Origin of the sequence: Shewanella sp. S1-49-MNA-CIBAN-0167, assembly GCF_040310145.1 — a bacterium.
GTDB lineage: Bacteria > Pseudomonadota > Gammaproteobacteria > Enterobacterales > Shewanellaceae > Shewanella > Shewanella psychromarinicola.
In genome coordinates this window covers 12,446-37,652 of the sequence record NZ_JBEOPO010000044.1, presented here as the reverse complement: position 1 = coordinate 37,652, position 25,207 = coordinate 12,446, and the positions used below count along the sequence as shown (strand labels likewise).

Annotated in this window: 23 protein-coding genes; 12 read left to right on the top strand and 11 right to left on the bottom strand. The window is 41.9% G+C overall.

Annotated features, from left to right (window positions below; all coding sequences use genetic code 11):
• Positions 1 to 209 precede the first annotated feature (209 nt).
• The gene (locus AAEZ00_RS17670) at positions 210 to 1,139 is read right to left on the bottom strand and encodes a LysR family transcriptional regulator (RefSeq protein WP_351078255.1); all 930 of its coding nucleotides are present in this window, start codon (positions 1,137 to 1,139) and stop codon (positions 210 to 212) included.
• 131 nt (positions 1,140 to 1,270) lie between these two features.
• Between AAEZ00_RS17670 and xapA the strand changes: the two genes are divergently transcribed.
• Positions 1,271 to 2,095, top strand: coding sequence for a xanthosine phosphorylase (xapA, locus tag AAEZ00_RS17665; protein ID WP_101034425.1), 825 nt, complete (start codon positions 1,271 to 1,273; stop codon positions 2,093 to 2,095).
• Positions 2,096 to 2,965: 870 nt separating this feature from the next.
• Here the strand turns inward: xapA and AAEZ00_RS17660 are convergent.
• The 3 genes from AAEZ00_RS17660 to AAEZ00_RS17650 all read right to left on the bottom strand — a co-directional run bounded on the left by AAEZ00_RS17660 (position 2,966) and on the right by AAEZ00_RS17650 (position 5,336).
• Positions 2,966 to 4,057, bottom strand: a complete 1,092-nt coding sequence (locus AAEZ00_RS17660; protein ID WP_124012316.1) for an NADH:flavin oxidoreductase — start codon at positions 4,055 to 4,057, stop codon at positions 2,966 to 2,968.
• A gap of 385 nt (positions 4,058 to 4,442) precedes the next feature.
• Positions 4,443 to 4,763 (bottom strand): YbjQ family protein, encoded by a 321-nt coding sequence (locus AAEZ00_RS17655; RefSeq protein ID WP_124012671.1) that lies wholly within the window; start codon positions 4,761 to 4,763, stop codon positions 4,443 to 4,445.
• 123 nt (positions 4,764 to 4,886) lie between these two features.
• Positions 4,887 to 5,336, bottom strand: a complete 450-nt coding sequence (locus AAEZ00_RS17650) for a phosphate-starvation-inducible PsiE family protein (protein ID WP_101034429.1) — start codon at positions 5,334 to 5,336, stop codon at positions 4,887 to 4,889.
• 114 nt (positions 5,337 to 5,450) lie between these two features.
• Between AAEZ00_RS17650 and AAEZ00_RS17645 the strand changes: the two genes are divergently transcribed.
• Positions 5,451 to 5,588, top strand: a complete 138-nt coding sequence (locus AAEZ00_RS17645) for a hypothetical protein (protein WP_164839445.1) — start codon at positions 5,451 to 5,453, stop codon at positions 5,586 to 5,588.
• 530 nt (positions 5,589 to 6,118) lie between these two features.
• On the opposite strand, the gene AAEZ00_RS17640 is transcribed toward AAEZ00_RS17645, so the two are convergent.
• Positions 6,119 to 7,906, bottom strand: coding sequence for an aminopeptidase P family protein (locus tag AAEZ00_RS17640; protein ID WP_124012315.1), 1,788 nt, complete (start codon positions 7,904 to 7,906; stop codon positions 6,119 to 6,121).
• Positions 7,907 to 8,211: 305 nt separating this feature from the next.
• Here AAEZ00_RS17640 and AAEZ00_RS17635 point away from each other — a divergent pair, with 305 nt between their 5' ends.
• The gene (locus tag AAEZ00_RS17635; protein ID WP_351089290.1) at positions 8,212 to 9,426 is read left to right on the top strand and encodes a M24 family metallopeptidase; all 1,215 of its coding nucleotides are present in this window, start codon (positions 8,212 to 8,214) and stop codon (positions 9,424 to 9,426) included.
• A 113-nt stretch (positions 9,427 to 9,539) separates the two neighbouring features.
• Here the strand turns inward: AAEZ00_RS17635 and bamJ are convergent, their stop codons facing one another.
• The 6 genes from bamJ to AAEZ00_RS17605 all read right to left on the bottom strand — a co-directional run bounded on the left by bamJ (position 9,540) and on the right by AAEZ00_RS17605 (position 14,700).
• Positions 9,540 to 10,010, bottom strand: coding sequence for a BamJ family beta-barrel-assembly machinery protein (bamJ, locus tag AAEZ00_RS17630; RefSeq protein ID WP_101034433.1), 471 nt, complete (start codon positions 10,008 to 10,010; stop codon positions 9,540 to 9,542).
• Positions 10,011 to 10,114: 104 nt separating this feature from the next.
• Positions 10,115 to 10,465, bottom strand: coding sequence for a DUF1294 domain-containing protein (locus tag AAEZ00_RS17625; RefSeq protein ID WP_351089288.1), 351 nt, complete (start codon positions 10,463 to 10,465; stop codon positions 10,115 to 10,117).
• 26 nt (positions 10,466 to 10,491) lie between these two features.
• The gene (locus tag AAEZ00_RS17620) at positions 10,492 to 11,895 is read right to left on the bottom strand and encodes a hypothetical protein (protein ID WP_124012313.1); all 1,404 of its coding nucleotides are present in this window, start codon (positions 11,893 to 11,895) and stop codon (positions 10,492 to 10,494) included.
• A gap of 41 nt (positions 11,896 to 11,936) precedes the next feature.
• Positions 11,937 to 13,088 (bottom strand): DUF418 domain-containing protein, encoded by a 1,152-nt coding sequence (locus AAEZ00_RS17615; protein WP_124012312.1) that lies wholly within the window; start codon positions 13,086 to 13,088, stop codon positions 11,937 to 11,939.
• 202 nt (positions 13,089 to 13,290) lie between these two features.
• Positions 13,291 to 14,178: a prohibitin family protein gene (locus AAEZ00_RS17610; protein ID WP_124012311.1), complete on the bottom strand. Its 888-nt coding sequence runs from the start codon at positions 14,176 to 14,178 to the stop codon at positions 13,291 to 13,293.
• 36 nt (positions 14,179 to 14,214) lie between these two features.
• Positions 14,215 to 14,700 carry a hotdog fold domain-containing protein gene (locus tag AAEZ00_RS17605; protein WP_101034438.1) on the bottom strand — a complete coding sequence of 162 codons (486 nt, stop codon included), beginning with the start codon at positions 14,698 to 14,700 and terminating at the stop codon, positions 14,215 to 14,217.
• 140 nt (positions 14,701 to 14,840) lie between these two features.
• On the opposite strand from AAEZ00_RS17605, the gene AAEZ00_RS17600 reads away from it, so the two are divergent.
• From AAEZ00_RS17600 to AAEZ00_RS17560, 9 genes are all read left to right on the top strand, one after another.
• Positions 14,841 to 15,770, top strand: a complete 930-nt coding sequence (locus tag AAEZ00_RS17600; RefSeq protein WP_459178786.1) for a polyprenyl-phosphate transporter — start codon at positions 14,841 to 14,843, stop codon at positions 15,768 to 15,770.
• Between the two features lie 227 nt (positions 15,771 to 15,997).
• On the top strand, positions 15,998 to 16,960 hold the full coding sequence (locus AAEZ00_RS17595; protein ID WP_101034439.1) for a YbgA family protein: 963 nt from the start codon (positions 15,998 to 16,000) through the stop codon (positions 16,958 to 16,960).
• Positions 16,961 to 16,972: 12 nt separating this feature from the next.
• Positions 16,973 to 18,406 carry a deoxyribodipyrimidine photo-lyase gene (phrB, locus tag AAEZ00_RS17590; RefSeq protein ID WP_351089285.1) on the top strand — a complete coding sequence of 478 codons (1,434 nt, stop codon included), beginning with the start codon at positions 16,973 to 16,975 and terminating at the stop codon, positions 18,404 to 18,406.
• Between the two features lie 277 nt (positions 18,407 to 18,683).
• Entirely contained in the window at positions 18,684 to 19,895 is a 1,212-nt protein-coding gene (locus AAEZ00_RS17585; RefSeq protein ID WP_351089283.1) for an NnrS family protein, read from the top strand.
• Between the two features lie 153 nt (positions 19,896 to 20,048).
• Positions 20,049 to 21,458: an ammonia-forming cytochrome c nitrite reductase subunit c552 gene (locus AAEZ00_RS17580; protein WP_351089281.1), complete on the top strand. Its 1,410-nt coding sequence runs from the start codon at positions 20,049 to 20,051 to the stop codon at positions 21,456 to 21,458.
• Between the two features lie 339 nt (positions 21,459 to 21,797).
• Positions 21,798 to 22,196, top strand: coding sequence for a nuclear transport factor 2 family protein (locus AAEZ00_RS17575; protein WP_232772238.1), 399 nt, complete (start codon positions 21,798 to 21,800; stop codon positions 22,194 to 22,196).
• On the top strand, positions 22,196 to 22,945 hold the full coding sequence (locus AAEZ00_RS17570) for an SDR family NAD(P)-dependent oxidoreductase (protein ID WP_351089279.1): 750 nt from the start codon (positions 22,196 to 22,198) through the stop codon (positions 22,943 to 22,945). The genes AAEZ00_RS17575 and AAEZ00_RS17570 overlap by 1 nt, the downstream gene beginning before the upstream one ends.
• A gap of 122 nt (positions 22,946 to 23,067) precedes the next feature.
• The gene (locus AAEZ00_RS17565; RefSeq protein ID WP_351089277.1) at positions 23,068 to 24,336 is read left to right on the top strand and encodes an NAD(P)/FAD-dependent oxidoreductase; all 1,269 of its coding nucleotides are present in this window, start codon (positions 23,068 to 23,070) and stop codon (positions 24,334 to 24,336) included.
• Positions 24,333 to 25,154: a DUF1365 domain-containing protein gene (locus AAEZ00_RS17560; protein ID WP_101034446.1), complete on the top strand. Its 822-nt coding sequence runs from the start codon at positions 24,333 to 24,335 to the stop codon at positions 25,152 to 25,154. The genes AAEZ00_RS17565 and AAEZ00_RS17560 overlap by 4 nt, the downstream gene beginning before the upstream one ends.
• The last annotated feature ends 53 nt before the right edge of the window (positions 25,155 to 25,207 follow it).

Here is a 25,207-nt window from a genome sequence, read left to right as displayed (position 1 = left end):
AGTATAAGATCATAGCGAGATGTTAACGTCAAATAGTGAGTTAAATTGTTTAAAAAACGTTCACGATCTCGCCCTGGAACCTGACGTGAACAAGACAGAACTGAAGACATGATGTAATACCATCTCACAAAAGTCCCCCATTTCTGCCGCTTAGGTTAAGCGGATTAAATCCTCAACATTTGAGCGGGGCATCTATTCGAATTCATTCGCTAATTGATATTTTGTAAACTCAGTAAAGCGGGTATTTCTGCTAAAAACACATTCACGGACTCTCTTTCACTCCGGCTGTCATAAATTGCGTAAATATCGGCTTGAATAGACTCTTTTAACGGAATAAAACACACATTGTGCCATTGATGTTGACGATAACTTTGAGGCACAATCGATACCATAGTGCTCGTCGCCACAACAGCCATTAACGTCGTAGGCTCAATAACTTCCTGAGTCACCTTAGGGTAAAAGCCGCTGGCTAAAAGTCGCTCAATAATCATATCGGTGGATGCAGAGTTAGTACGCTTCATAAACACAAACTCTTGATTAATAAGCTCATCCATACTGAGACTTTGTTTCATTTTCAATGCATGCTCATCCGACACCAAAACACACATGGGTTCTGCGTATAAAAGCCTTTCACTCAGTGGATAAATGTTACGGGTATCAGCGAATCGGGCTAATCCTATATCGATACGATGCTCGCTTAACGCTTGTTTCTGCATCTCTGGCGATAGCTCAATAAAATTAAAGGTATATTGCGGATAACGCTTTTTGAACTCTCTTAGAACTGTGCCGAAACCGGTCCAAAAGACCGAGCTCATTAACCCTATGTTGATTGTGTTATCTAACTCCCGCCCCGCCTTAGCCACCTTGTTTACCGAATCACGAAACATATCGAATAATAGTGCACACTCCTGTTTTAATATCAAACCCACTTCAGTGAGCTGAACATGGCGGGTCGTTCGCTCAAATAAGGTCACATCAAGCACCGACTCTAACGCTTTAATTTGAGCACTTAAGGGCGATGTTGAAATATTAAGTTGTTCTGCAGCTTGCCCAAAATGCATACATTGAGACACTGCATAAAAATAACGAAGCATTTTCAATGTTATACGACCATTTAGTACATTTTCATTAATATCCATTATCCGGTCCTCAATATTTGGCAATCATATTGTACTTAAAATCAGGATAATAGTGTTGAATTTAGTGATTAATTGAGAATAAAGCTTGGGGTAAATTAACCTTAAGATAATTAATCAGTAAGGAATAAACCATGAAGATCGATCCTGTAGACAATGCGCTAGCTACCATTTCAGATCGTAAACCACATTTTAGTCCCAAGGCTGCATTCATCTTAGGTTCCGGCTTGGGAAGCCTTGCCGACGAACTGGAAGACAAAGTTTGTATTGCCTATGAAGATCTTGATGGCTTCCCTGTCAGCACTGTCGAAGGTCACTCTGGCGAGTTAGTGCTGGGGCGAATGAATGGTATTGACGTTGTTTGCATGAAAGGCCGCGGCCATTACTACGAACACCAAAGCATGAAAGTCATGACCAATCCGGTGCGTACTTTTAAACGTTTAGGCTGCGAACTGCTCATTGTGACCAATGCTGCAGGGTCTTTACGCCCCGAGACTATTGACGTCGGATCCCTGGTTATCTTCAACGATCACATCAATACCATGCCAGGCACACCTATGACTGGTCGTAATGATGACACCTATGGCCCACGCTTTTTTAGCTTAGCGAATGCTTATGATAAATCCTTACGTATGCAAGCATTGGCGGTGGCAAAAAAAGAGGGTATTAATGCCACAGAAGGAGTTTTTGTCTCTTACAGTGGACCGAATTTCGAAACGGCTGCCGAAATCCGCATGATGCAGATAATCGGCGGAGACGTAGTCGGAATGTCTGTAGTACCTGAGGTTATATCAGCTGCTCACTGTAATCTCCCGGTACTGGCTATCTGTGCTATCACTAATATGGCAGAAGGCCTAGGAGATGTAGCCCTATCCCATGAACAAACACTGAAGTGTGCAAAGTTAGCGCAGAATGACTTTATCAATCTCATCAAAGCATTTATGGCAGAACATTTTTGATGTTATACCAAGAGGTCTAAAAAACATCTACTTAGTGCATTTTGACAAACTAATTCAACACGAATGAATAAAAGAATGGCGCTCCCTTCTGAAGTCATTCAACGCAGAAGTAGGCAGCCAAACATACTCCTCAAAGATGAGTGTTAGCAATGTTAACCCGCTTAAGCGAGGAGTAACGCTGTTTTCACTCGTTGCGAACAACATGGATAATGAAATTCCCCCATCCTCTTTTAATCGGCCTAACTATCGGCCTAACAATGGGCCACAGCGTGACTGTGACTGCCATATTAAATAATGCCATAAAGACGTTAAGTCCTGTACGACAGTTAATGTGATTACCGATCTTAATTGCAATGCCAACAAATCTTACTCACTTATGATTAGCGCAGTTGTTAACCTCGACCACAATAGCCGCTGATTGATGGGTGGGTGATAATTAGTTGTGCTGCCAGTGCTTTTCTATAAACTTTTGAACTAAACCACATAATCCCTCTCTACTGAAAAAAGTTACTGAAAAAAGTTACTGAAAAATGATCCGATACTAATACTTAAGTTGTACGAAAATAGATCACAACAACATAGGATATAGAATATATTATCTTAAGATCAGAGTAATGGGGGTCAGTATGTAGTTGTTGCTGAACTCATGCTGCGGAATAACTATTTATTTATAAACAAGGGTATAGGGGCCCTATGCCTTAATGGCCAATGCCTTAACATGAAATAGACTAATATCTATCAGATAGGAATGCACTCTGATAGACATTAATGGGGTGATATCATTTTATAATACCTAGCCAGATGAGCCTTTTCAGCTCATTTCTGGACATCAAGGTGTTAATGCTTAGTTTAAAAGCGATCGAGTCTTTATTATCTCTTCTTGTGGACAACACAAAAATTGCCACGTCTTGTGCGACATTTTGAGCATCTTTCACAATCAACAGGTGCTCTGTTGCCTTCTTTCCAGCGCTTAATTAAATGAGGTTCAGCAAGCAAAGGTCTTGAGATCGCAAAACATTGAATATTGGTTGTATTTGCAATCTCTTCTATCGCACTAATATCACTTAATCCACCAACGGTAATAATGGGTACATTAACTTCTGCGCTAATAACTTGCCCATATTCATGAAAATAGCCTTGTTGTTGAATGTTATATCCATCAAAAGATTCGCCAATCATGGTGCTTGCTTTGCCATGTATATTCCCTGAGATGATAATGGCATCAACCCCTATGGCGGCTAACTTTTTACAAATAATACGTGTTTCATCAAAGGTTAACCCACCATCAAAAAACTCCGATGCGGTCAATTTAACTAATATTGGATACTCATTACCCACAAGCTTTCTAATCTCAGCATAGATCTCTACTAATAATCTGATCCGATTGTCTAGGCTGCCACCATATTCATCTTGTCTTTGATTGTAATATGGGCTCAAGAACTGATTGATTAAATAGCTATGTGCAGCGTGTATTTCTACACCATCAAACCCTGATTGTTGGGCTCTTCTGCTTGCTTGAGCAAATGCCTTAATGATGTAATCTATTTCATCTTTAGTCATCGCTTTGCCTAATGTTTGTGTGCCTCTTTCACACACTTCACTCGGCGCATAGATCACCCTTTCACCTACATTGTGAGTGGTTTTTGTGCCACCGTAAGCAAGCTGCATCACTATTTTAGCATCATTGCGGTGGACTAACTCGGTGAGCTTTTTGTATTCATCGATAAAGGAATCATTGTACATTCCCATCATGCCGGCATTTGGCTTCTCTTCTTCTACAATATTGGCATAACCCGTTACAATTAGGCCGACTTCGCCTTTGGCAAGTTCTTCGTAGATAGCGTATAGCTTATCCGTCATATGGCCATCTTCTGTTGCCATATTTTCCCACGTAGCGCTTCTAATAAAGCGGTTTTTCAATCTCATTTTGCCAATACGAGTTTCTGTAAACAAAGTACTCAAGTCCAATCCTCTTAAAAATCGTTTTTAGTATTATTCATCAGCTTTATAAAGAACAAGATAAGAACAGCCATGCTTATTACATGGCTGTTCTTATCTTGAGTGTGTTTGGTATGTGCGATGAGCGATGGTAAATACTACCGATAATGTATATGAAAATCTTTAATCTGGATTAAGTTATTGTCATATACATCATGTAAAAAACGCTTCCAAAAGTCTGATTTATGTCATCCGAAAGAGTTCAGGAAGACTTATATCGCCACAGCGTCTTAGGCTCAAGGTGACCACAAGGAATTTCAGGTCGTGTTGGTATCGGAGAAACGTGATTGTCGTGCGAAGCAGCATCTAGAGTGGTTAGGGCTGGAGCTTAGAGACCCCAGCAACCCGATTAGCTTTTCTCTACAACAACGGCAGTTCCATAAACTAAAAGTTCTGACATGCCAACTGCAATAGCGCTTGTCGTAAATCTTACGTTGACAACAGCATTAGCACCTTTGCTTTTTGCTTGTGTCATCATTCGTCTCAATGCTTCCTCTCTGGCCTCGATCAGCATTTCAGTATAACCAGCCACTTCACCACCAATGATGGTTTTGAGTCTCGCCATAATATCTCTACCGATATGTTTTGACTGAACCATGCTTCCGGTGACAAGGTTGATTGATTCAACAATTTTATAGCCAGAAATTTCGGGGGTGTTTGAGATGATCATCATATTTCCTTATACCTGATAAATAAAGCTAACACCGGGTTCTTCAATTAGGTGCCGTTGTTGGCTCGTTAATGCCTAGCGCAAAAAGGGTGAGATCTGTATCCAATCTGTAGCAAGCACTTGTCAGGTTTGGGATGCGTTTCTTTGTTTTACTAACCAGTATGATATGCCCAATGCAATTGTTACCAAAGCAAGACCTATGATGTGTTCTGAAGAAACAAGTTTAAGATCTAACACGATAACTTTCCGCGCTACAGCCATAAGAGCGGTGGCAATCACTAATTCTACTGGGATAATATTTGACCCAAGGTATAAACGAATATTAATAAAGATTTCAACGGCTATGAGCACAAGCATAAAAGCGCCAAAAGTCTCAAGAATATCTTCAGCATCGAGGAGAAAATACGGGGGTACTATCACTTTGCTATAGATAACATAGACAACGTCTGCAACGCTCCAAAAAATGACTAATACCATCAACACGGCAAGTATTCTTATCGCAAATCGGATCGTGCGATGCAGTACTTTTAATAATTGATCAGAATGATCTTGTGGTAACTCTTCATGTTTCATAAATTTTCCCAAGATAGATATTATCAGTAAACGATAAGAGAGCTAAAAAACCTAACGTTTAGCACCGCGACAAATGATAGCGTCAGTTGCTGCTTTTGGTTAGGTGATTATTTTGTGAATTCCGTACCCAGTCATTTCCCTGTAGATAAGCCGATTGAACAAGAGCAACCTGCGACATTATTGACTACTATTACTCAGCACATTATTGGTAGAACGGGTAAAATTTGTATATGCACTGGTGTTTGGTACTGAAGGATTTTTAGCAACCCACAACACTTGTCCATGACGATTAATGCATATTAACTGTTGAGCTGGCATATTGTTCGGGAACACTATGTAATCAAAAATGTCGACAATATTATTTTCAGCTTCCGATACCAATAAAACTGCGTAAGGCAATTCAAACACTTCAATAACAACCGTTTTTGTGTTGTTAACGATTTCAATTACTTATAGCATCTAAGGCTTATTGCACGGCTTGCCTGATAATATCCGACATGTAAGTTATTGATTTATATCATCCTATCTTAGCTTCAATTACCTGCAATCAGTTCACCTTGATGTCGTAGTCGTTTAGGCATACATTTTTTGTGTACGTCCAACTAAGCTTTTGAACAACATAAGACAGCCATTAAACGTTAATAGATTGTAAATATCAAGAGTGATATCCGTAAGGTATTAATATCTAAAGTCATATCACATGTATAAAAAAGGCTTAGGTCAAATTACTTGTCCTAAGCCTTTGGTTATCGGTTATTGATGTTGGCGGTAGCGATAAAAGCTTACATGGCGATGGTGACTTTATTGAGCCACGCTAGCGCGTCGCCTTGCATCAGTGGTGCTAAGGTATTACGTACTTTTTGCTGATATTGATTAAACCAATTCACTTCAAATTCAGTTAATAACGACTTATCGACTAAACGTGCATCCATTGGAATATGGGTTAATACGTCAAACTCGTACATTTCACGCTCTGCACCGGCTAGGGCTTGGCAATGCTGCACGGTGACGAGGTTTTCGATGCGAATACCAAAACCATCGGCGCGGTAATAACCTGGTTCATTCGACAATACCATTCCCGGCAGTAAAGCCACGGCGTTGACGTTTTTACCAATGCGCTGTGGGCCTTCATGAACACTTAAAAAGTGACCGACACCATGGCCTGTACCATGGTCATAATCAAAACCGTGTTGCCATAAATGCTGGCGTGCAAAGGCATCAAGCTGCTGACCCGACGTGCCTTTAGGGAAGCGGGCCGTATCTAAGGCAATATGGCCTTTTAATACTAATGTGACCATTTTTCTCTGCTCATCTGTCACCTTGCCAATGGCGATGGTGCGGGTGACATCGGTAGTACCGTCAAGGTACTGGGCGCCAGAATCGACCAAGTAAATGCTGTCCATGGTCATGGTGCTTGGGGTGCCATTATTGTGGTTGTAATGGCACATGGCGGCATTGGCGCCAGTGGCTGAAATAGTGTCAAAGCTTGGCTCACGGTACAGCGGGTCTTGCAATCTAAAGCTTTCTAACTTGTCAGCCAGTTGTGCTTCATCATGCATAATGTGTTGTGCAACTTGATTGTCTAACCAAGCTAAAAAGCAGCTTACGGCTGCGCCATCACGAATATGACTCGCCCGCATACCGGCTAATTCGGCAGCATTTTTTTGTGCTTTAGGTAATGCAACAGGATCAAGTCCTGCAATCAGCTTAGCACCGACTTTTTGTGCCAGTAACTGCGAGTATGCGTTGGCAGAATGTGGGTCGGCTAATAGCTTCACCCCATTCATTTGGGCTAATACCCTTGCCAGTTCCGCTTCATCTTTAAAACTAACACCTGCACCTACGTGATCTTCAATGTTTTGCGGTACTTTGGCTAAATCGGTAAAAAAGGTCATGTCGCCATTGGCTGATAATAACCCGCAGCCAAGGATCACTGGGAAGCGGGGCACGTCGTTACCACGGATATTGAGTAACCAACAACATGAATCTAATGCCGCGATAAGGGCGACATCTGCGCCTTGTTTTTTCACCAGCTGGCCAATTTGTTGGCGCTTCTCGATGCTATTGCGTCCAGCGCCTTGATGACTAAATAAAGTCATGATGGATGCTGATAACGCCGGGCGATCTAACCAACTCACATCAATCGGATTGTCATCAACTTCAACTAAATTAATGTGGGCTTTATCAAATTGCGCTTTGGTTTGTTGATACCAAGCCAGCGTATGTAAGCGACTGTCGATGCCGACGCTAGCGCCAGCAGGTAAGGTGTCGATTAACCAGTCAATTTTGGGATCGTCATGCAGGCTTAAATACTCAAATAGGTTGCCATCCACTTGTTGGCGTACTTGCACAGTGTAACGTCCGTCGGTAAATATTGCCGCGCGGTCTTTTAGCACTATGGCCATGCCTGCAGAACCGGTAAAGCCAGTGGCCCACTGTAAGCGCTCATTACGTGCAGGCACGTATTCTCCTAAATACTCGTCGGCGCGGGGAATAATAAAGGCATCGATTTGATTAACTTCAAGCTGCTGACGAATGGCGCTAAGGCGCTTAGCAATGATATTGGTCATGGTTTCTCCGTTGGAGGCGGCTGATGAACTCAGCTCTGTAGAATGAATAACGATTATCGCAAGTGTGGCAGTAAACTGGCAAGTGAAGTCGCCGACATTATGTTTAGCTAGCAGACTAAAATTGTAACCTTATATTGTATAAGATGGTAACAAAACGATGCAGACGGTATCGTTGGCTATGTTGATTATCTGGCATATTTAAATAAGGTAAGACGATACGTTATAAGCAATCTACTGTTAATCTGGTAACAAAAACGATAACAAAAACGATAACAAAAACGAAAACAATAACCAAAGGAAATCCTATGACAATGGGTGTCGGCGGCGCAAGCCCACAACAAGCATTAGCCACATTAGCCAATATGACCGATGGCATGGCGGCGATAAGTGATGATGAGTTTACCCAACGTATTCAATATGCTCAGCGATTAATGACACAGCATGGCTTGGATGCTATTTATGTTAATGCGGGCACTAATTTGTACTATTTTACCGGTACATCGTGGTTTGCGAGTGAGCGTATGGTGGGAGCGATTATTCCAGCCGTTGGTGAGGTGCAGTATATTGCCCCCGCTTTTGAACTCGATACCTTACAGGGGTACATGATCATTAAAGGTCGAGTAAATACTTGGCATGAAGATGAAAGCCCATTCCAGCTATTTGCCGATGTGTTAGTTAACATGGGCATTAACCAAGCAAAAATCGGTATTGATGAGTCAACCGCCTTTTTTATTAGCGATGGCATGGCTCAAGCTGCGCCTCAGCAACGGTTTGTGAGTGCAACAAGTGTGACGGCGGGTTGTCGGATGATTAAGTCGGTTGCTGAAATTGCCTTAATGCAGCGGGCTAAGGACATGACCCTTGAAGTGCATAAAGCGACGGCCAGTATGTTACGTGAGGGCATCACCACCGCTGAAGTTGAAGACTTTATTAATCAAGCTCATTATGCTGTGGGTGCCGTAAAAGGCTCGTATTTTTGCATCGTATTATTCGGTGAAGATACCGCTTATCCCCATGGGGTTAAATCGCCTAAGGCGCTAGCATTAAATGACACTGTATTAATTGATACGGGTTGCCAGTTACAGGGTTATAACTCTGATATTACTCGCACTTATGTGTTTGGTGAAGCCAATGATCGCCAACGTCAATTATGGCAACTTGAGCAAGATGCGCAAATTGCGGCATTTGATGCGGCGCAAATTGGCACATCTTGTAGCGATGTGGACGCAGCCGCTCGTACAGTGCTAGAAGCGGCTGGCTTTGGTCCAGATTATAAGCTGCCGGGTTTACCTCATCGTACCGGCCATGGCATAGGTTTAGACATTCATGAATGGCCATACTTGGTTCGCAATGATATTACGCCGTTAGCCGTTGGCATGTGTTTTAGCAACGAGCCAATGATATGTGTGCCAGGCGAGTTTGGTATCCGTCATGAAGATCATTTCTACATGACAGCCCAAGGGCCAAAATGGTTTACAGCGCCCGCAAAATCGATTGACGATCCGTTTTACCTAGCATGATAGTCAAATGGTGATGGGGTAAAGACTCATTTGCCAATAACCAAGAGCCAATAGCAAAAAGCCTCCACAAGGAGGCTTTTTCATTTTCAGATTAAACTGATATTCATTGCTGATTAGTTAATCTCAAATAACTCGACATCGAAAATGAGCACTGCGCCACCTTCAATTTTTCCAGTGGAGCGATTACCGTAAGCCAATTGGCTTGGAATATAAAAACGGAATTTGTCGCCAATACTCATTAATTGTACGCCTTCAGTCCAACCTTTAATCACTTGATTTAAACCAAAGCTGATGGTTTCGCCGCGATCGACAGAGCTGTCAAATACAGTGCCATCGATTAGCGTACCGTGATAATGCACGGTCACTTTACTTTTTGCGCTTGGATGATCAGTGTTTTCGCTTTTAACGAGCACTTCATATTGTAAGCCAGATAAGGTTTGCGTGACGCCTTCGCGTTGGGCATTTTCAGCTAAAAAAATCTTACCTTTCTCAATATTCTCTTTGGCGGCTTTTTGATTGTTCGATTGAGTGAAAAAATAAAAAATAACGCCCGCAATGACCACAATGGCCAAAATCATACGCATAGTTGCTCTCGAATGGTTAGTAATTGGGCGACTAGTTTAGCGTAAAAAGTGATGGGCTAATACTTATCACCTCGTTTAAAGAGATAATTGAACCAATAAGTTAATTAACGATACCCATCAAATAGCGGCGGCCATTGCTGGTAACACAATAAACTAACCCCGACTGAGTTGAGTACTATGCAACACCACAATAGCCGTTTAAAAGATGATTTTTGGGTTTTATGGCGTAAGTGATACTGGCCAAGTAGTGCTGCCGGCCAGCCTCCAATCAAAGCAAAAAATTGTAAGGTGCTTTCTTTTATGCGCCACTGGCCCTGCTTAGCGGCCGATTTGTCACGGTAATACAAACCAAATGTGATCACATTAATTAATCCATAAATACCTGCCAACCAGGGTTGGACGGCGCCAAAAATGGCGCCGATTAACAGCAACATCAACCAAGCAAATTTATTCATTCTAATATCAGTCCAGGGGGATTAATTCAGTCTAGGTAGCTTATTTCAAATTCAACCAAAGGGGCATTATCTTGCTCCGATTCAAATATGGCTTCAATAGTGTAATTATCCCCATCGATATTGACCGAATCATAGTTGTCTTCTGCATCGGGATAATGCGCCATAAATTCACTTTTAGTTTGCGGTAAATTTAGCGCTACTGCTGCTTGGGCAAATGTGCCTTGGGTATATTTTTCTGTCGTTAGGGCTGATGTGAGTTTGACTCGAGTGATCACTTCATTGGCTTGTTTGACCAAGATAAAACTCGATAACATAAACCACTGTTTATCTTGGGTTAGGTTAAAGCTGTTTTGCTGATTGTTATTGATATAACGCGCTGCAGAGCGGTCTGCTAAGGTGGCATTTTTACCGCTTACCACATTGGAAAAACCTTGAGTATCGATAGGGCTGAACTGAAGTTGAGCAATCGGTTGAGTGAAATGATTACTATGGAGAGTAAATTGAGTCAATTCAGTGTTAACGGGTTTTGTTGCATTGGGTTTGTAGTCAGCAAAATCCATTATTAAGGTGTTGTTTTGATGCTTAATGGCGTATTGATGCGAATTGATTTTTACCGCTTTGTGATCGCTCTGGGTTAACACATCGGCTAATTCATCTCTTATATTAATCTTGCCGAACAAGGTCCAAGGATTATCGTCGAAATTATCATTGAAACTGATCCAATTTTTACCATATGCGCTCAGTAGCGCGGTCGTTGAACTGGCAAATTCCACTTTATCATTAATCAAAATAAACCACAGATTACGGCCATATAACCAAGCTGACTGATTTTTTTCAAGCGACAGCTGTACACTTGCCGGACCAAGAGTGCTAAACAGTACTTGGCTTGATGCGCTCATGGGAATACCGTAAATATGTGTGAATGACACATCGGCTTGGGGCTTTTTAACCGCTTTTGCCAGAGAGGCTAACGATTCTTCTGCTGTTTCGCTAACTTGCCAGTTGAAGGTCGTCACCGTCAGCTTTTTACCTAAGTGATTATAGGGCGTTGGTGTGGCAGATAATGATCGATCATCAGTACAAAACGTGACTAAGTCGGCTTGGTATTCAATTACCCTTTTGTAGTCACTGGTGTGACTGCTTTTAGTGATAGTGGTTTTATTCAACGCCATCAACATGATGGCGTCAGCATGTTGTTGTTTTGCTGCTCGCTGCAATTTGAACATACTGGTGTCGAACATACTCAGTTCTATTTGTTGATCGGTTTGGCTTTGAAAATCCTCAGTCAGATAAACGTCTCTTACTGCAAGCTGATTGATAATGGTTGGGCTGCAATTAGGCTTAAAATCTAAAATAGGCGGTAATGTCTCTGCGGCAATGGCACTCATACTGATGAGATTAATCAATATGGCACAGTATTTTAGTTGCATGTATTCTTCCTTGAGTGGTTATGATCCTAAGCTGAGATTGATTAACTTGTGCGGGAGACTAAGACGCGCCAAAGTTTTTCTAACGGACCTTGATTGAATTTGCGTAAATAGACATCGGCTAATAGCAACTGTAACACACTGTAAATAATGGCAATGGAGAGATAACCTATCCTGTCTAGTGAGTACAACCAGTCTGGTGCAATATAACGTAATAATAAAATACCAACAATAGACTGGAGAATGTACAAACTAAATGCCATTCGGCCGGCATTTTGCAGAAGTGTTAGTCTGTGGGGGGCATTTTGACAAAATTTAACAATAATATGGATATAAATTAATGCCGTCGCAATAGCGCTGAACCATAATAATAGGTCTGACATCGCTTCCCACCTCGGATTGCCGCTGAGACTGAATAGCGAATCTAATGATGACAATATGATGGCCCAAAATACGCATTGCCACAGGGTTTTTTTCTCTAATCCATTGGTAAAAATGTTGCGTTTATATAATGCCATCCCCAATAACATTAGACCTGCGATATACCACATTAGGGTTAACGGAATAACCGCTAACATGTAAGCCAACATGGTTAAATGCAGAGTGAGTTGTTGCTTGTAGCTGCCTGTCCAAGCTGACAGTTGCTCGATGAAAAATGCTGAGTCGCGTATATAAACGTGCTCGTCAGGCATAAGTGAAATGAGCGCAATGGGGATCAATGATAACAAGATAAACCCTCTGGCTTTGCGCAGTAGCTCATCAGCATTGAGATTGATGTAGCGAAAAGCCAATAACCCACTCACGCCATAAGACAATAATATATCTCCTGGGAAGATAACAATAGCGTGGATTACCCCAAAGACGATTAACCAATATAAGCGGGATTTTATCTGATTATTTTGGGATGGTGCCGCGACGGCAGATACCGGTCTCGCTTGCTGGCGTTGATATTGGATTAATAATCCCACCCCAAAAAGCATGGCGAATAGGCTAAAGAAGCGTCCTTCTAAAAAAAAGTTGCTGAAAATGAGTATGGCTATATCTGTTGTAGGTTGAATTTCATGAGGAGCATAGCCCAAAAAGCTATTGCCCATGAAATAGATATTAAGGAAGAAAATACCTAATACGCCAACACCTCTGATTGCATCAAGATTGGCTAAACGTATTGATTGAATGGGAGAACCATGCTTATTCATGTTAGTTGTACTTAATCTCTGAATTCCTCTTACTATTAGCTGTTTATAAGCCCTCTTTATTAAATAAAGATGCGCGACTAGAGATTAACAGCCAAACCTTGTAATGCCGCTAGAAAATATTGTTAAGTAGGGCAAAGCATCATAAAAAAACCAAACGACCCGCTTTAATGCCGATCCCTTGGTTTTTTTACAATAGAGATATTTATTGGGTGGTTTGCACTTCAAGGAACGGGATTGTACCTGTCGGCAACATGGTGGTCGGCAATTTTCCATCCCAGCGTTCAGCTTTAGTCAATTCAACTAAATTTTGATTTTGCGCTAGCGCTTCTGCACGAATTTTAATGGCTGATGCTTCTGCGTTACCTTTAATTCGGATACTTTCTGCTTCGGCAATGGCTCGTGCCAGTTGCGAGTCTGCTTCAGCTTGCGCTTGAGTCACGGCAATTTGGGCACTCACGCGCTCTTTTTTAAGATTTTGTAATTGGGTTTGCACTTCTACTTCTGCGCGCATTCTGTCTTCTACCGATTTTTCGTAAGCATTGCTAAAGTCGATATTTTCAATTTGCACTGAGTTAATGGTCGCCGGGCCTTTAATCGATTGAGTAATGGCTTCGGTGACATCAATACCAAACTTGATCCGTTCTTGGACCGCAGAAATAGCGGTATATTTACCAAAAATATTCTCAATTTGAGTCGGCACTTGGCGGTCAAGTAAGCGCGATACCATTAAGTCTATGCTTTTAAATTTTGCATACACTTCTTCAACACGATCTGGCGGTATGCTGAATGTCACTGAGGCGCGTAAAGTTGCGGGTTGTTGATCGCGGCTATAAGCCTGTAAACCTTGGTAATTTGCTGTGTGAGTTTGAGTTGAAATTTTAACCACGGTATCCATAAGCGGAATTTTAAACCCAAGCCCTGGTTCTGCAGTATCGATAATTTTACCGTTACGTAGCACGACGCCACGTTCGCCCTGATCAACGGTATACCAGCTGCCATATAAGCTGATAAGCATTATTAGCAAAATAGCGATCGGAATAATTTTTCCTAGATGATTTTTGTTGGCTTGCGCCAGATCATTCTTTAACATTATGCTTCCCTAGCAAAAGTGAATAAGGTGATTAATTTACTTCGTTATTTTTTGAGGTTTCTCTGAAATCCATAGCTTAATATGCCCTTGGACTACCACAACACCATTAGTATCATAGGCCTTTACGTCAACTAACATATCACCCACTTGCCATTGTTCTGATTTTACCTGTGCAACACATAAAATGTCGCTACCCGCTTTTGCGGTGTAATCAACGCTCATGCCCTTTGGGATCCAACGTAAATGAGCCGGGATCGATGCTTCTGCCATCGTGCCCATGGCCATTTCTAAGCCATTACAAATGGCTATTACATGCACGGTACCAATATGATTTTGGACTTTTTTGCGTTTTTTTATTAAACATTCGCAGCGGTTAACGCGTAAATCGCTTATGTAAGGGTGTACTGTGCCAAAATAGGGCGCCATCCGAGACACCATTTTAGAGAAAATATGCTTACCCAATGGATAAGCAGTGACTTTGTGGTATAGCGACATGACTTTATTGGGTTTTGTGTGGGTCATAAATAAACTTTACTCGTTATTTTATCGGATGAGGTTAACATTGTTGTAACCTGTGGAAAAGCCCCGATCAATATTTTCCATCGCTCATTACACAGGGCACAGGTATAATTTACCGGTGTAGACACATTGAAGGATGAATTTTGAAAACTGACTCACTGTTATTGAATTATTTCAAAGGCATGGCCATGGGCGCTGCAGATGTTGTGCCGGGCGTATCGGGTGGCACTATCGCATTTATTAGCGGTATTTTAGATCCATTATTGGATGGCATTCGCAAGATTAACTTGTCTTTAGTAGGGATTATCAAACACAAAGGGATTAAAGCTGCTTTTTTACATATTAATGGTCCTTTTTTGCTGTGCGTGTTCGGCGGGATTTTAACCAGTATTTTTACCTTAGCTAAGCTAATTTCTTGGTTGTTGGTGACACATCCTATACCTGTGTGGTCGTTCTTTTTGGGCTTGATTCTGTTTTCCGTGGTTCACATGCTTAAACAAGTGAATAAATTCAGTGCTATTCGGGTTGCCATGTTTATTGTCGGCGTCGCCTTTGCGTGGGCCATTACCGTGTTGCACCCCATTGAATTGCAAGTGAGTTACCTTAACTTCTTTTTCTGTGGTGCGATTGCTATCTGCGCCATGATATTACCCGGTATTTCAGGCAGTTTTATTTTACTGCTTTTAGGGATGTACCCCGCGGTGTTAGCGGCGGCTAAAGGATTTGATATTGTGTATTTGGCCTGTTTTGCTATTGGGGCTGTGGTTGGATTATTAAGTTTTAGTCACGTGTTATCGGCATTGTTACGTAAATTCCATGATGCAACATTATTGTTTTTAACCGGATTAATGCTGGGGACATTAGGTAAGATTTGGCCTTGGAAACAAGTGATTAGCTGGCGCGAGAATTCTAAAGGCGAGTTAGTGCCATTGGTAGAGCAAAATCTATCCCCATTTCAATTTGAGCAAATCACCGGTGAGTCATCGCAACTGTTTGTGGCGATTGTGTGTGTGTTTGTGGGCATTGGTCTGGTATGGGGGGTAGAGCGTCTAGGGGCGAAAGCTCAGGCTTAATATGCACGATATGTCAATCGATCCCCATAAAGCAGAACTCGCGTTCTGCTTTATTTTTATGGCAAATATGCAGACTATGATTGCAAATACAGCCAATATGCTTGAATAATACAATAATGAACTTAATTGGTGTATTACACGTATCTTTTTAGCATATTGTATGGGTAAAGATAACCTCATTTTTCATCCCGCTTAGGGATATTACGGCCGCCACAGGAGTGCATAACATGCCAGATACCGATTCATTTGTGCCACAAAAAATCCAAATTGGGATCAGCAGCTGCTTGCTGGGTAATCAAGTCCGTTTTGATGGTGGACACAAAAATTCTTATTACTGTAAACAAGAAATTGAACCGTTTTTTGAATACATCACAGTCTGTCCTGAGATGGCCATTGGCATGGGCACACCGCGTAAAAGTATTCGCCAAGTGCGAGACGGCGATGTGGTGCATATTCGCAGTGCTGATGGATCGCTCGATGTGACTGACAAGCTTAATGAGTATTCCCAAGCCAAAGTGGAAGAACTAGATTACCTTGGTGGTTATATTTTATGTGCCAAATCACCAACCTGTGGCATGGAAAGGGTTACCGAGTACAAAATTGGTACCAATAATGGTAGCAAAACCGGCGTGGGTGTTTTTGCCAAAAAATTAATGGAACGCTATCCACTTTTACCGGTAGAGGAAGAAGGGCGTTTACATGACTTGCCATTAAGAGAAAACTTTTTTACCCGTGTATTTGCTTATAACGATTGGAAGAAAATGACTCAATCGGGTCTCACTAAACACAAGCTAATGCAGTTTCATTCGCGTTATAAGTATTTATTAATGGCCCACAGTCCACAGTGGTACAGAGATTTAGGGCCTATATTGGCCGATATTCAAGATGTTGAGCAAACCGCACAACAATATTTTGAAGGCTTTATGACGGCACTCAAAATTATTGCTACCCGCAAAAATCACACCAGTACTTTGCAGCATATTCAAGGCTATTTTAAGAAACAGCTCAATGCGAGACAAAAAGAAGAGTTGAGCGAATCGATTTTAAAATATCGCCAAGGGCTATTGCCTTTGTTAGTGCCTATTACCTTGATTAATCATTACGTACGCGAATTTCCCACAGCGTACATTGAAGAGCAAGTGTATTTAAATCCGCACCCAGAAGCGCTAAAGCTTCGCTATGCCTATTAGGTTGCCGGTAAAATGAGTAACGTAAATAGCTTAATGTGGTTTAGGCAAGACTTGCGGGTTGGCGATAATCCAGCCCTTGTGGCAGCGTGTCAATTTGCCCAACAACATCAAGGCAAGGTTCGGGCTGTGTATATTGTTACTCCGTCGCAATGGGCGCAGCATGATGTGGCGCCAATACAAATTGATTTTATCCAGCGTCATGTCAATCTATTAGCACAGTCGCTTGCTGCCTTAGGCATATCATTGGATGTGCTGCATCTTGAGTGGTTTAGCGATACCCAGACCGCTTTAAATGATTACTTACAACAACATAATATTGATGCTGTTTTCGCTGGTAACGAGCCGGAAATTAACGAACGTCGCCGTGATAGCGCATTAATTGGCCAGGGGTTGCCACTGACGTTAATCGATCAAGACTGCGTATTTGCAGCCGGACAAGTGCAAAATTTGTCCGGTGATATGTACAAGGTGTTTACCCCATTTGCTAAAAAATGGAAAAGTATTGCCAGTCAAAAAGCGATAGTGCCTTTAGCCGCGCCAGCACCTGTTGCTGCAGCGCTGGCATTGCCAGCGGCTATCGAATTTAATTGCCCAACACACAGCAGTGATCAATGGGCTGCAGGAGAGGGCGTTGCAAAGCGAATGCTGGATCAATTTTTAGCAAGCCAAGTAGAAGATTATCAAGCCGAAAGAGATTTTCCTGCCCTAGAAGGTACTAGCCGCTTATCACCCTTTTTGGCCATCGGAGTGATGAGTTCGCGTCAATGTGTAGCGGCTATTTTAGCGCGTTACCCCCAAGCGTTAGTTGACGATACTTGTCTTGCTAAAACATGGCTCAATGAACTGATTTGGCGTGAATTTTATCATCATTTGCTGGTGGCATTTCCACGTTTATCCATGAGTCACAACTTTAATAAGCTCGGTAATGCCATTGCGTGGCGCAATAATCCTGATGAGTTTACAGCCTGGTGTGATGGCCAAACGGGCTATCCGATTATAGACGCAGCCATGCGCCAACTAAACCAAACGGGTTGGATGCATAATCGCTTGCGTATGGTAGTCGCCAGTTTTTTAACCAAGCATTTACTGATCGATTGGCGTTGGGGCGAACGGTATTTTAGGCAAAAACTGATTGATGGTGATTTAGCGGCTAATAATGGTGGCTGGCAGTGGTCTGCGGGCACAGGCTGCGATGCGCAACCTTATTTTCGAGTGTTTAATCCGATGACTCAAAGCAGCAAATTTGATCCAGATGCCAGTTTTATAAAGCGTTATGTTAGTGAGGTATCAGGTTGGCCTTTGGCTGATATTCATCAACCTAAATCTATTAATGTTAATGATCTGTTTGCACAACGACAAGATGACCGATACCCAGAGCCTATTGTCGAACACAAGATGGCGCGACTTCGGGCGATAGAGGCGTTAAGTGCGCTAAAGCGTGGTTAACCCTTTTTATTAACAACCAAGACCAATTGTTCAGTTAACTTAGTTTGACTGCCTTGACTCGATACATCAGCAAAATCACGGTAAGGCCGTTATTATCTTTTAGGATAATAGCGGTTTTTTTTGCGTTAGATCACACTATGAGCTTGGCTCAATAGCGAATATGTGAGTATTGATTGAAGCCGATCGATTAACAGCATAGAATAGCGCAATTAAAGATTCATATATTATACATGTTTAAATCTTGTTGATGTAAACCCACTAAGTGAGTGTACTGCTTATGCTGAATATTGATGATCCCGCTAAAATTGATAACACGCCTGCAATATGGCGTTTGGGGTTTAGGCCGTTTTTTCTTGGCGGCGCAATTCTCGCAGCCTTATACATTCCGCTTTGGCTAATGGGTTGGTTCACACCCCAATATAGTTTATTTAGCACTGAGTTTTGGGCAAATGTGGTGCCGCTATGGTGGCATCCTCATGAAATGTTATTTGGCTTTGCGATGGCCATAGTGTGTGGCTTTCTGCTCACGGCAGTGCAAGCGTGGACCAATCAACCCACCATCACGGGTCGCGCATTAATGGTCACGTTTGGTTGTTGGCTCATTGCTCGCTTGATGTTGCTACTGCCGATGAACATTCCGTTGGTATTACCGGCAATATTTGACAGCTTATTTTTAGGCTTCAGCGCTTATGCATTATGGCGCTGTATTTATCCGGTCAAACAATGGCGCAATATTGGTTTTCCCATCATGCTCATCGTTGCATTGCTGGTGAATTTAGCCAGTTATTATGCGTTGTCGGAACGTGATTTTTCGTTATCGACTCAGTTATGGCAAGGGATGATTTGGTGGTTCGCGATGGTGATCACCATAGTGGGTGGACGGGTGATCCCATTTTTTACCGCAATGAAAATTAAACAACCCAAGCCCGATCCCATTAATGCGCTAGAGAATACGTTAATATTTGTAATGGGTTTACTGTTTGTTCAAGCGATAAGCCATTGGTTGCCTAAGGGTGTTGAACAGATACTGCTTGCTGTTGCGGGCATATTACATTTACTTCGAGTTGCTCGCTGGCAAGCCCATAAAACCTTAAAAGAACCGATGTTGTGGTCGTTACATATTTCTTATTTATCGTTGCCGCTGACACTGTTATTAATGGCAATCAATATCGACAACGAATATGCCTATCGCACCTTGCTACATCTGTTTGCCATTGGTGGAATTGCATCATTGTGTTTATCAATGATTTCACGGGTTTCTCTCGGGCACACGAGTCGTAATATATACCAAGGCCCAAACATGACGTTGGCATTTTTATCTGTGCCTCTCGCTGCCGTGTTACGTGCAGGAATGCCGCTATTGATGCCTGAATATACCCAAGTCTGGTTGTGGGCTGCAGGCGCGTGTTGGTTTATTGGTTTTGGTTCGTTTGTGTGGTTTTATGCGCCAATTTTAATGCGTCCGCGTCTTGATGGTCGTCCAGGCTAGTTTGAGCGCAATTTAAATAAATTTATCCAAGCAACGAATTTGGTAAACGTTAACTAAAGCAGTTAACTAAAGCCGTTAATAAACGTAATGTTACAGACTTACGGTTCTATCTAGTAATTTTAATTAAGCGATTAACAAAGAAAGGTTAGCAATATGATGGTTCAACTTGTCGACGTGGTAATGAAAGCAACGCGGCCGATGCGAAGTAAGGTAGGGTTAAGCATCGTTATTTCCGCACTCGCGCTGCTGAGTCTGACATCTTGGTCGCTTAAAAGTGCTGAAGTGGATCCCAATCAACTTAAATTTCCACAACAATATGATTCTTGGCAAGCGACAGAAGAACAAACCGAACGAGACGATATATTGGCGCAATATCCTGCCAATATCATTTTGTGGGCGGGTTCGTCATTTGCCAAAGAATACCATAGCCCTCGTGGTCATCAATTTGCTGTGGCTGACGTGACACATACTTTGCGCACTGGTGTTGCAATAGCTGAAGGTGACAAAGGCTTATCTGCCAGTTGCTGGACCTGTAAAACACCCGATGCACCAAGATTGATCAAAGAAATGGGTATTCAAGGTTTTTCAGGTGCCAATTTTGTCGATTTAGGCCGTGAGATCAAATCTGTTGTCTATTGCAGCGATTGTCATGTTGATGGCAGCGCTGAACTGGCATTGCCTCGCCCTCATGCTCAAAATGCGATGGCTAAAATTAAATTACCGTTTGATCAACAAGACCGTAGCATGCAAGGGGCACAGGTTTGTGGTCAATGTCATGTGAGTTATTATTTCCAGCCTGAAAATAATAACAAAGTTAATATTCCATGGATTTTCGGCAGCACTGCCGATGCAATTGAAAAGTATTATGACACTCGCCGCTTTTATGAATGGATCCACCCCATTTCTAAAACCCCAATATTAAAAGCGCGTCATCCAGAGTTTGAGCATTGGAGTCGTTCGGTTCACGCTAAGCAAGGCGTGACCTGTATAACCTGTCATATGCCGCCTGCGACCGATGAAAAAGGCGCTACATTTACTGACCATAAGGTTGGTGGCGCATTAGACAATTTTGATCGTAGTTGTGCAAGTTGTCATAGTAGTGAAGCGGCCATCACCAAAAAGCTTGATAAAACCAAAGCTAATATTGATGCTAAATCACGAAATGTAGAGTCATTACTGATTAAAGCACATTATGAAGCTAAAGCGGCATGGGATGCGGGGGCCACATGGCCGCAAATGAATGATGCGATTATGGCTATACGTCATTCACAATGGCGTTGGGATTTTGCGACAGCATCACATGGAATGTACGCTCATAATCCTAAAGAAGGCATTGAACTACTGGATAAATCGACTGAACAGGTTACTTATGCACGTGAAGCATTAGCCCGTATTTTGAGTCAATTATCCGTTACTGAGGTTGAGTATCCAGATTACAGTACCAAAGAAAAAGCCCATGCTGCTATTGGCTTTATTGAAGCCGACGCCATTAAAGCCAAGCAAGCTTTTATTAAACAAGAAGTTGATAAGTACTGGCAGCCGGTAGCTAAGACCGGTTACTAAGCTTCTGAATAAAAGCACCCAAATTACTGACTTTATTAACGCCTAAGCCCTGCTTAGGCGTTTTGCTTTGTGACTGGTGTAAAACGGTGATCTACTTGCGCCGATAAGTCGTATCAATTTTAAGTTAGTTTTTATTTACTTCATGGACATTAATACTTTTATCTTGTTGTCATATAAGGCATTCTTATAAGTATGTTCCGTGAGTTTTCTGGGTCACGTAATAGGAGTTGGTAAATGCAAGGCGCACCGTCGATAGTTGATACTCAATCAGAACCATTAAATCCGGATAGCTCAGTGTCCGTTAATGGTCATCCGGCTATTATTGATGCATTTATAGATATGTATCAAAAGCTTAATAAAGATAACTTATCAATGTTAGCGCAAGTGTATCGTGACGATATTCGCTTTCAAGATCCGCTCCATAAAGTGGAAGGCATTGCACCACTAACGCGTTATTTTGCTAACATGTACCAAAATGTCACCCACATTGAATTTGATATTAAAGAAGTGGTTATCAGTGCTAATCAGCAACAAGCTGGATTATATTGGACCATGACCTACTCGCACCCTAAGTTAAACAAAGGGCAGAGTATCAATGTCGAAGGCATGTCACAGCTTAGGTTTAGCGATAAAATTTTTGCCCACCGAGATTACTTTGATGTAGGCCAAATGCTCTATGAGCAAGTGCCATTTTTAGGTGGCTTAATTGGATTACTCAAAAATAGGGCGGGCAAGTAATGACTAACACCAATGACAAACAGCTTGCAGTACTGATCACCGGTGCCAGCTCAGGCATTGGTCTTGCTTTAGCTCAGCACTATATCCGTGAAGGTTTTGCGGTAATTGCCTGTGGTCGCAACGAACAAAACTTGGCGAAAATTTCATCTGCAACCCCTTTGGTATTTGATATCACTGACATTGGACAAGTGTCTGCGGCATCTCTTCACTTGCAACAACTGCTAAAAGATAACGGCTGGAAGTTGCACCATATCATTCTAAATGCCGGAAGTTGTGAATACATTGACGATCCATTACATTTTGACTCGGCACTATTTTCCCGAGTGATCAATACCAATGTGGTGGCGATGGGTTATTGCCTTGAGCATTTTTTGCCTTTACTGAGTCGTGGTGCACAACTTGGATTAATGAGTTCAAGTGCCACTTATTTACCATTTCCGCGTGCCGAAGCCTATGGTGCATCTAAAGCGGCTATTGGTTATTTAGGTCGTAGTTTACGGGTTGACCTTGCTCAGCATGGTATTGGGGTGAGTGTCATTTGCCCAGGCTTTGTTAAAACCCCGTTAACCGCCAAAAATGACTTTGCCATGCCAATGCAAATCAGTGCCGAGCAAGCTGCGACTGAAATTTTTAATGGCATGCAGCGTCAACGACGTGAGATCCATTTTCCAACTAAATTTACTTGGTTACTTAAATTAGCCTCTGTATTACCAGAAAAATTATTAGTGTATTTTTTGGCGCCCAAATAGCTGGAACAACTCAATTAACAACTCAATTAACAACTCAATTAACAACTCAATTAACAATACAAGTAACAATAAAATTAACAATAAAAGTAACAATAATAATTATTAGGTCAAGGATTAACTTAATGAAAAATATCGCCGTGATTGGTTCTGGAATTTCCGGTTTAACCTGCGCCCATCTATTAAGCCGTGAACACACGGTAACTGTGTTTGAGGCCAATGATTATATTGGCGGACATACCGCTACAGTAGATGTGGAAGTGGCTGGGCAGCAATACGCCATTGATTCTGGTTTTATTGTGTTTAATGACCGTACCTATCCGCGTTTTGAAAAATTAATGGCGCAGCTTGAGATTAAGTCTCTCCCTACAGAAATGAGTTTTAGTGTTAATAATGCACTCACCGGGCTTGAATATAATGGCAATAATTTGTGGAGCTTATTTGCCCAGCGTCGTAATTTACTCCGTCCGAGTTTTTATCGATTTTTGGGCGAAATTGTTCGTTTTAACAATGGTTGTAAAGTGATTTATGAGGCCGACAAATACCCTACCGCTTCATTAGGTGAGTACCTTAATGAACAAGGTTTTTCTGCCTTTTTCTGTGAGCATTACATTCTGCCTATGGGCGCGGCTATTTGGTCTGCCAGTATTGATGACATGCGTGGTTTTTCTCTGCGATTTTTTATTCGATTTTTCCAACACCATGGTTTATTAAATATTAATGATCGACCGCAATGGTATGTGCTTGAAGGTGGATCGCGCAGTTATATCCCCGCCTTAACCGCGCCTTTCAAAGATCGCATCCAGCTAAATTCTCCAGTTACCGGTATTAAACGCGCCGATGATGGTGTGTATGTTCAAGTTGCTAAAGGCGAATGGCAGCGCTTTGATGATGTGGTGTTAAGTTGTCACAGCGATCAAGCATTAGCCATGTTAACCGATGCTACTGAAGACGAAATAGACGTGTTAGCTGCGATGGAATATCAAAATAATGAAGTGGTACTGCACACTGACATTAATTTGTTGCCTAAGCGCAAAGCGGCGTGGGCAAGCTGGAACTATCGTTTGGATGGCAATAACCCGCAAGATGTTGCCCAGCGTCCAGCCAGTGTGACCTATAATATGAATATTTTGCAGTGCTTGCCTGCCAGTGCACCCACATTCTGTGTCACCTTAAATCAAACTGCATTAATTGACGACAGTAAAATTTTGCGCAAGTTTAATTATGCTCACCCAGTTTTTAATGATGCTAGCATGAAGTCTCAAGCGAAAAAGTCGCTTATTAATGGTAAACATAATACTTACTTTGTCGGAGCTTATTGGCATAATGGATTTCATGAGGACGGCGTTCGTAGCGCGGTTGAAGTATGTGATCTGTTTGGGATTAGTTTATGAATCAAACCACATCGGTAATGGAACATGATCAATTAAACAGTGGCATTTATTGCGGCAATATAAACCATCGCCGTCATACGCCTAAGTTGCATCATTTTGGTTATAATATTGCGATGATGGCGATTGATTTAGATGAACTGCCTGCATTAACGGCGGTCAGTAAGTTGTTTTCAACAGACAAATTTACCCCGCTTAAATTTAATCCCAGTGATTACCTCAATGCCCTCGATAAGCAATTTGGTGACAAGCTTGTCTTGAACCAAGCCTGTCATGGCAATGATGCTATGGCCTTGAAGCTGCGCGTGTTAGCAACCATTAAGCATCTTGGGGCCACACAAGTATGCGATAAAATTATATTTTCTGGACAAATACGCCACTGTGGTTTTTACTTTAGTCCGGTCAACTTTTACTTTTGCTATCATCAAAATGACATGGTTTATATGCTTGCTGAGGTGAGTAATACTCCTTGGAATGAGCGCCATTGTTATCTGGTCGATATTGCCCATACTATTCAAACCGACAAAGTATTTCCTGTGTCGCCGTTTATGAATTTAGAGATGCATTATCTGTGGCGTATTACGCCGCCAGCCAAGCATTTAAAAGTGATCATTGAAAATCGAAATGCTAATAATGATAAATTATTTGATGCCAGTTTAGTGTTAAAACGCCAACCAATTACTTCGAGTTCCATGCGTCAATTTATGTTGAGTTATCCATTAATGACCAGCAAAATTATGTTAGGTATTTATTGGCAAGCAATGAAGTTATTTATTAAACGGATCCCATTTGTCGGCAAACAAACTATTAAGGTGAGTTAGGCCTGTTGACCTATCGAGATGAATTTTACCAGCAAACAACAATCGGCCCCTCA

Excerpts from the sequence above, each read along its gene's own strand:
- bamJ (WP_101034433.1), bottom strand. The coding sequence starts at position 10,010 with ATGCGTATGATTTTGGCCATTGTGGTCATTGCGGGCGTTATTTTTTAT.
- AAEZ00_RS17650 (WP_101034429.1), bottom strand. The coding sequence starts at position 5,336 with ATGAAACATGAAGAGTTACCACAAGATCATTCTGATCAATTATTAAAA.
- AAEZ00_RS17575 (WP_232772238.1), top strand. The coding sequence starts at position 21,798 with ATGTATCAAAAGCTTAATAAAGATAACTTATCAATGTTAGCGCAAGTG.
- AAEZ00_RS17605 (WP_101034438.1), bottom strand. The coding sequence starts at position 14,700 with ATGACCCACACAAAACCCAATAAAGTCATGTCGCTATACCACAAAGTC.
- AAEZ00_RS17570 (WP_351089279.1), top strand. The coding sequence starts at position 22,196 with ATGACTAACACCAATGACAAACAGCTTGCAGTACTGATCACCGGTGCC.
- AAEZ00_RS17635 (WP_351089290.1), top strand. The coding sequence starts at position 8,212 with ATGACAATGGGTGTCGGCGGCGCAAGCCCACAACAAGCATTAGCCACA.
- AAEZ00_RS17580 (WP_351089281.1), top strand. The coding sequence starts at position 20,049 with ATGATGGTTCAACTTGTCGACGTGGTAATGAAAGCAACGCGGCCGATG.
- xapA (WP_101034425.1), top strand. The coding sequence starts at position 1,271 with ATGAAGATCGATCCTGTAGACAATGCGCTAGCTACCATTTCAGATCGT.
- AAEZ00_RS17560 (WP_101034446.1), top strand. The coding sequence starts at position 24,333 with ATGAATCAAACCACATCGGTAATGGAACATGATCAATTAAACAGTGGC.
- AAEZ00_RS17585 (WP_351089283.1), top strand. The coding sequence starts at position 18,684 with ATGCTGAATATTGATGATCCCGCTAAAATTGATAACACGCCTGCAATA.
- AAEZ00_RS17655 (WP_124012671.1), bottom strand. The coding sequence starts at position 4,763 with ATGATCATCTCAAACACCCCCGAAATTTCTGGCTATAAAATTGTTGAA.
- AAEZ00_RS17620 (WP_124012313.1), bottom strand. The coding sequence starts at position 11,895 with ATGCAACTAAAATACTGTGCCATATTGATTAATCTCATCAGTATGAGT.
- AAEZ00_RS17615 (WP_124012312.1), bottom strand. The coding sequence starts at position 13,088 with ATGAATAAGCATGGTTCTCCCATTCAATCAATACGTTTAGCCAATCTT.
- AAEZ00_RS17565 (WP_351089277.1), top strand. The coding sequence starts at position 23,068 with ATGAAAAATATCGCCGTGATTGGTTCTGGAATTTCCGGTTTAACCTGC.
- AAEZ00_RS17640 (WP_124012315.1), bottom strand. The coding sequence starts at position 7,906 with ATGACCAATATCATTGCTAAGCGCCTTAGCGCCATTCGTCAGCAGCTT.
- AAEZ00_RS17610 (WP_124012311.1), bottom strand. The coding sequence starts at position 14,178 with ATGTTAAAGAATGATCTGGCGCAAGCCAACAAAAATCATCTAGGAAAA.
- AAEZ00_RS17595 (WP_101034439.1), top strand. The coding sequence starts at position 15,998 with ATGCCAGATACCGATTCATTTGTGCCACAAAAAATCCAAATTGGGATC.
- AAEZ00_RS17670 (WP_351078255.1), bottom strand. The coding sequence starts at position 1,139 with ATGGATATTAATGAAAATGTACTAAATGGTCGTATAACATTGAAAATG.
- phrB (WP_351089285.1), top strand. The coding sequence starts at position 16,973 with ATGAGTAACGTAAATAGCTTAATGTGGTTTAGGCAAGACTTGCGGGTT.
- AAEZ00_RS17625 (WP_351089288.1), bottom strand. The coding sequence starts at position 10,465 with ATGAATAAATTTGCTTGGTTGATGTTGCTGTTAATCGGCGCCATTTTT.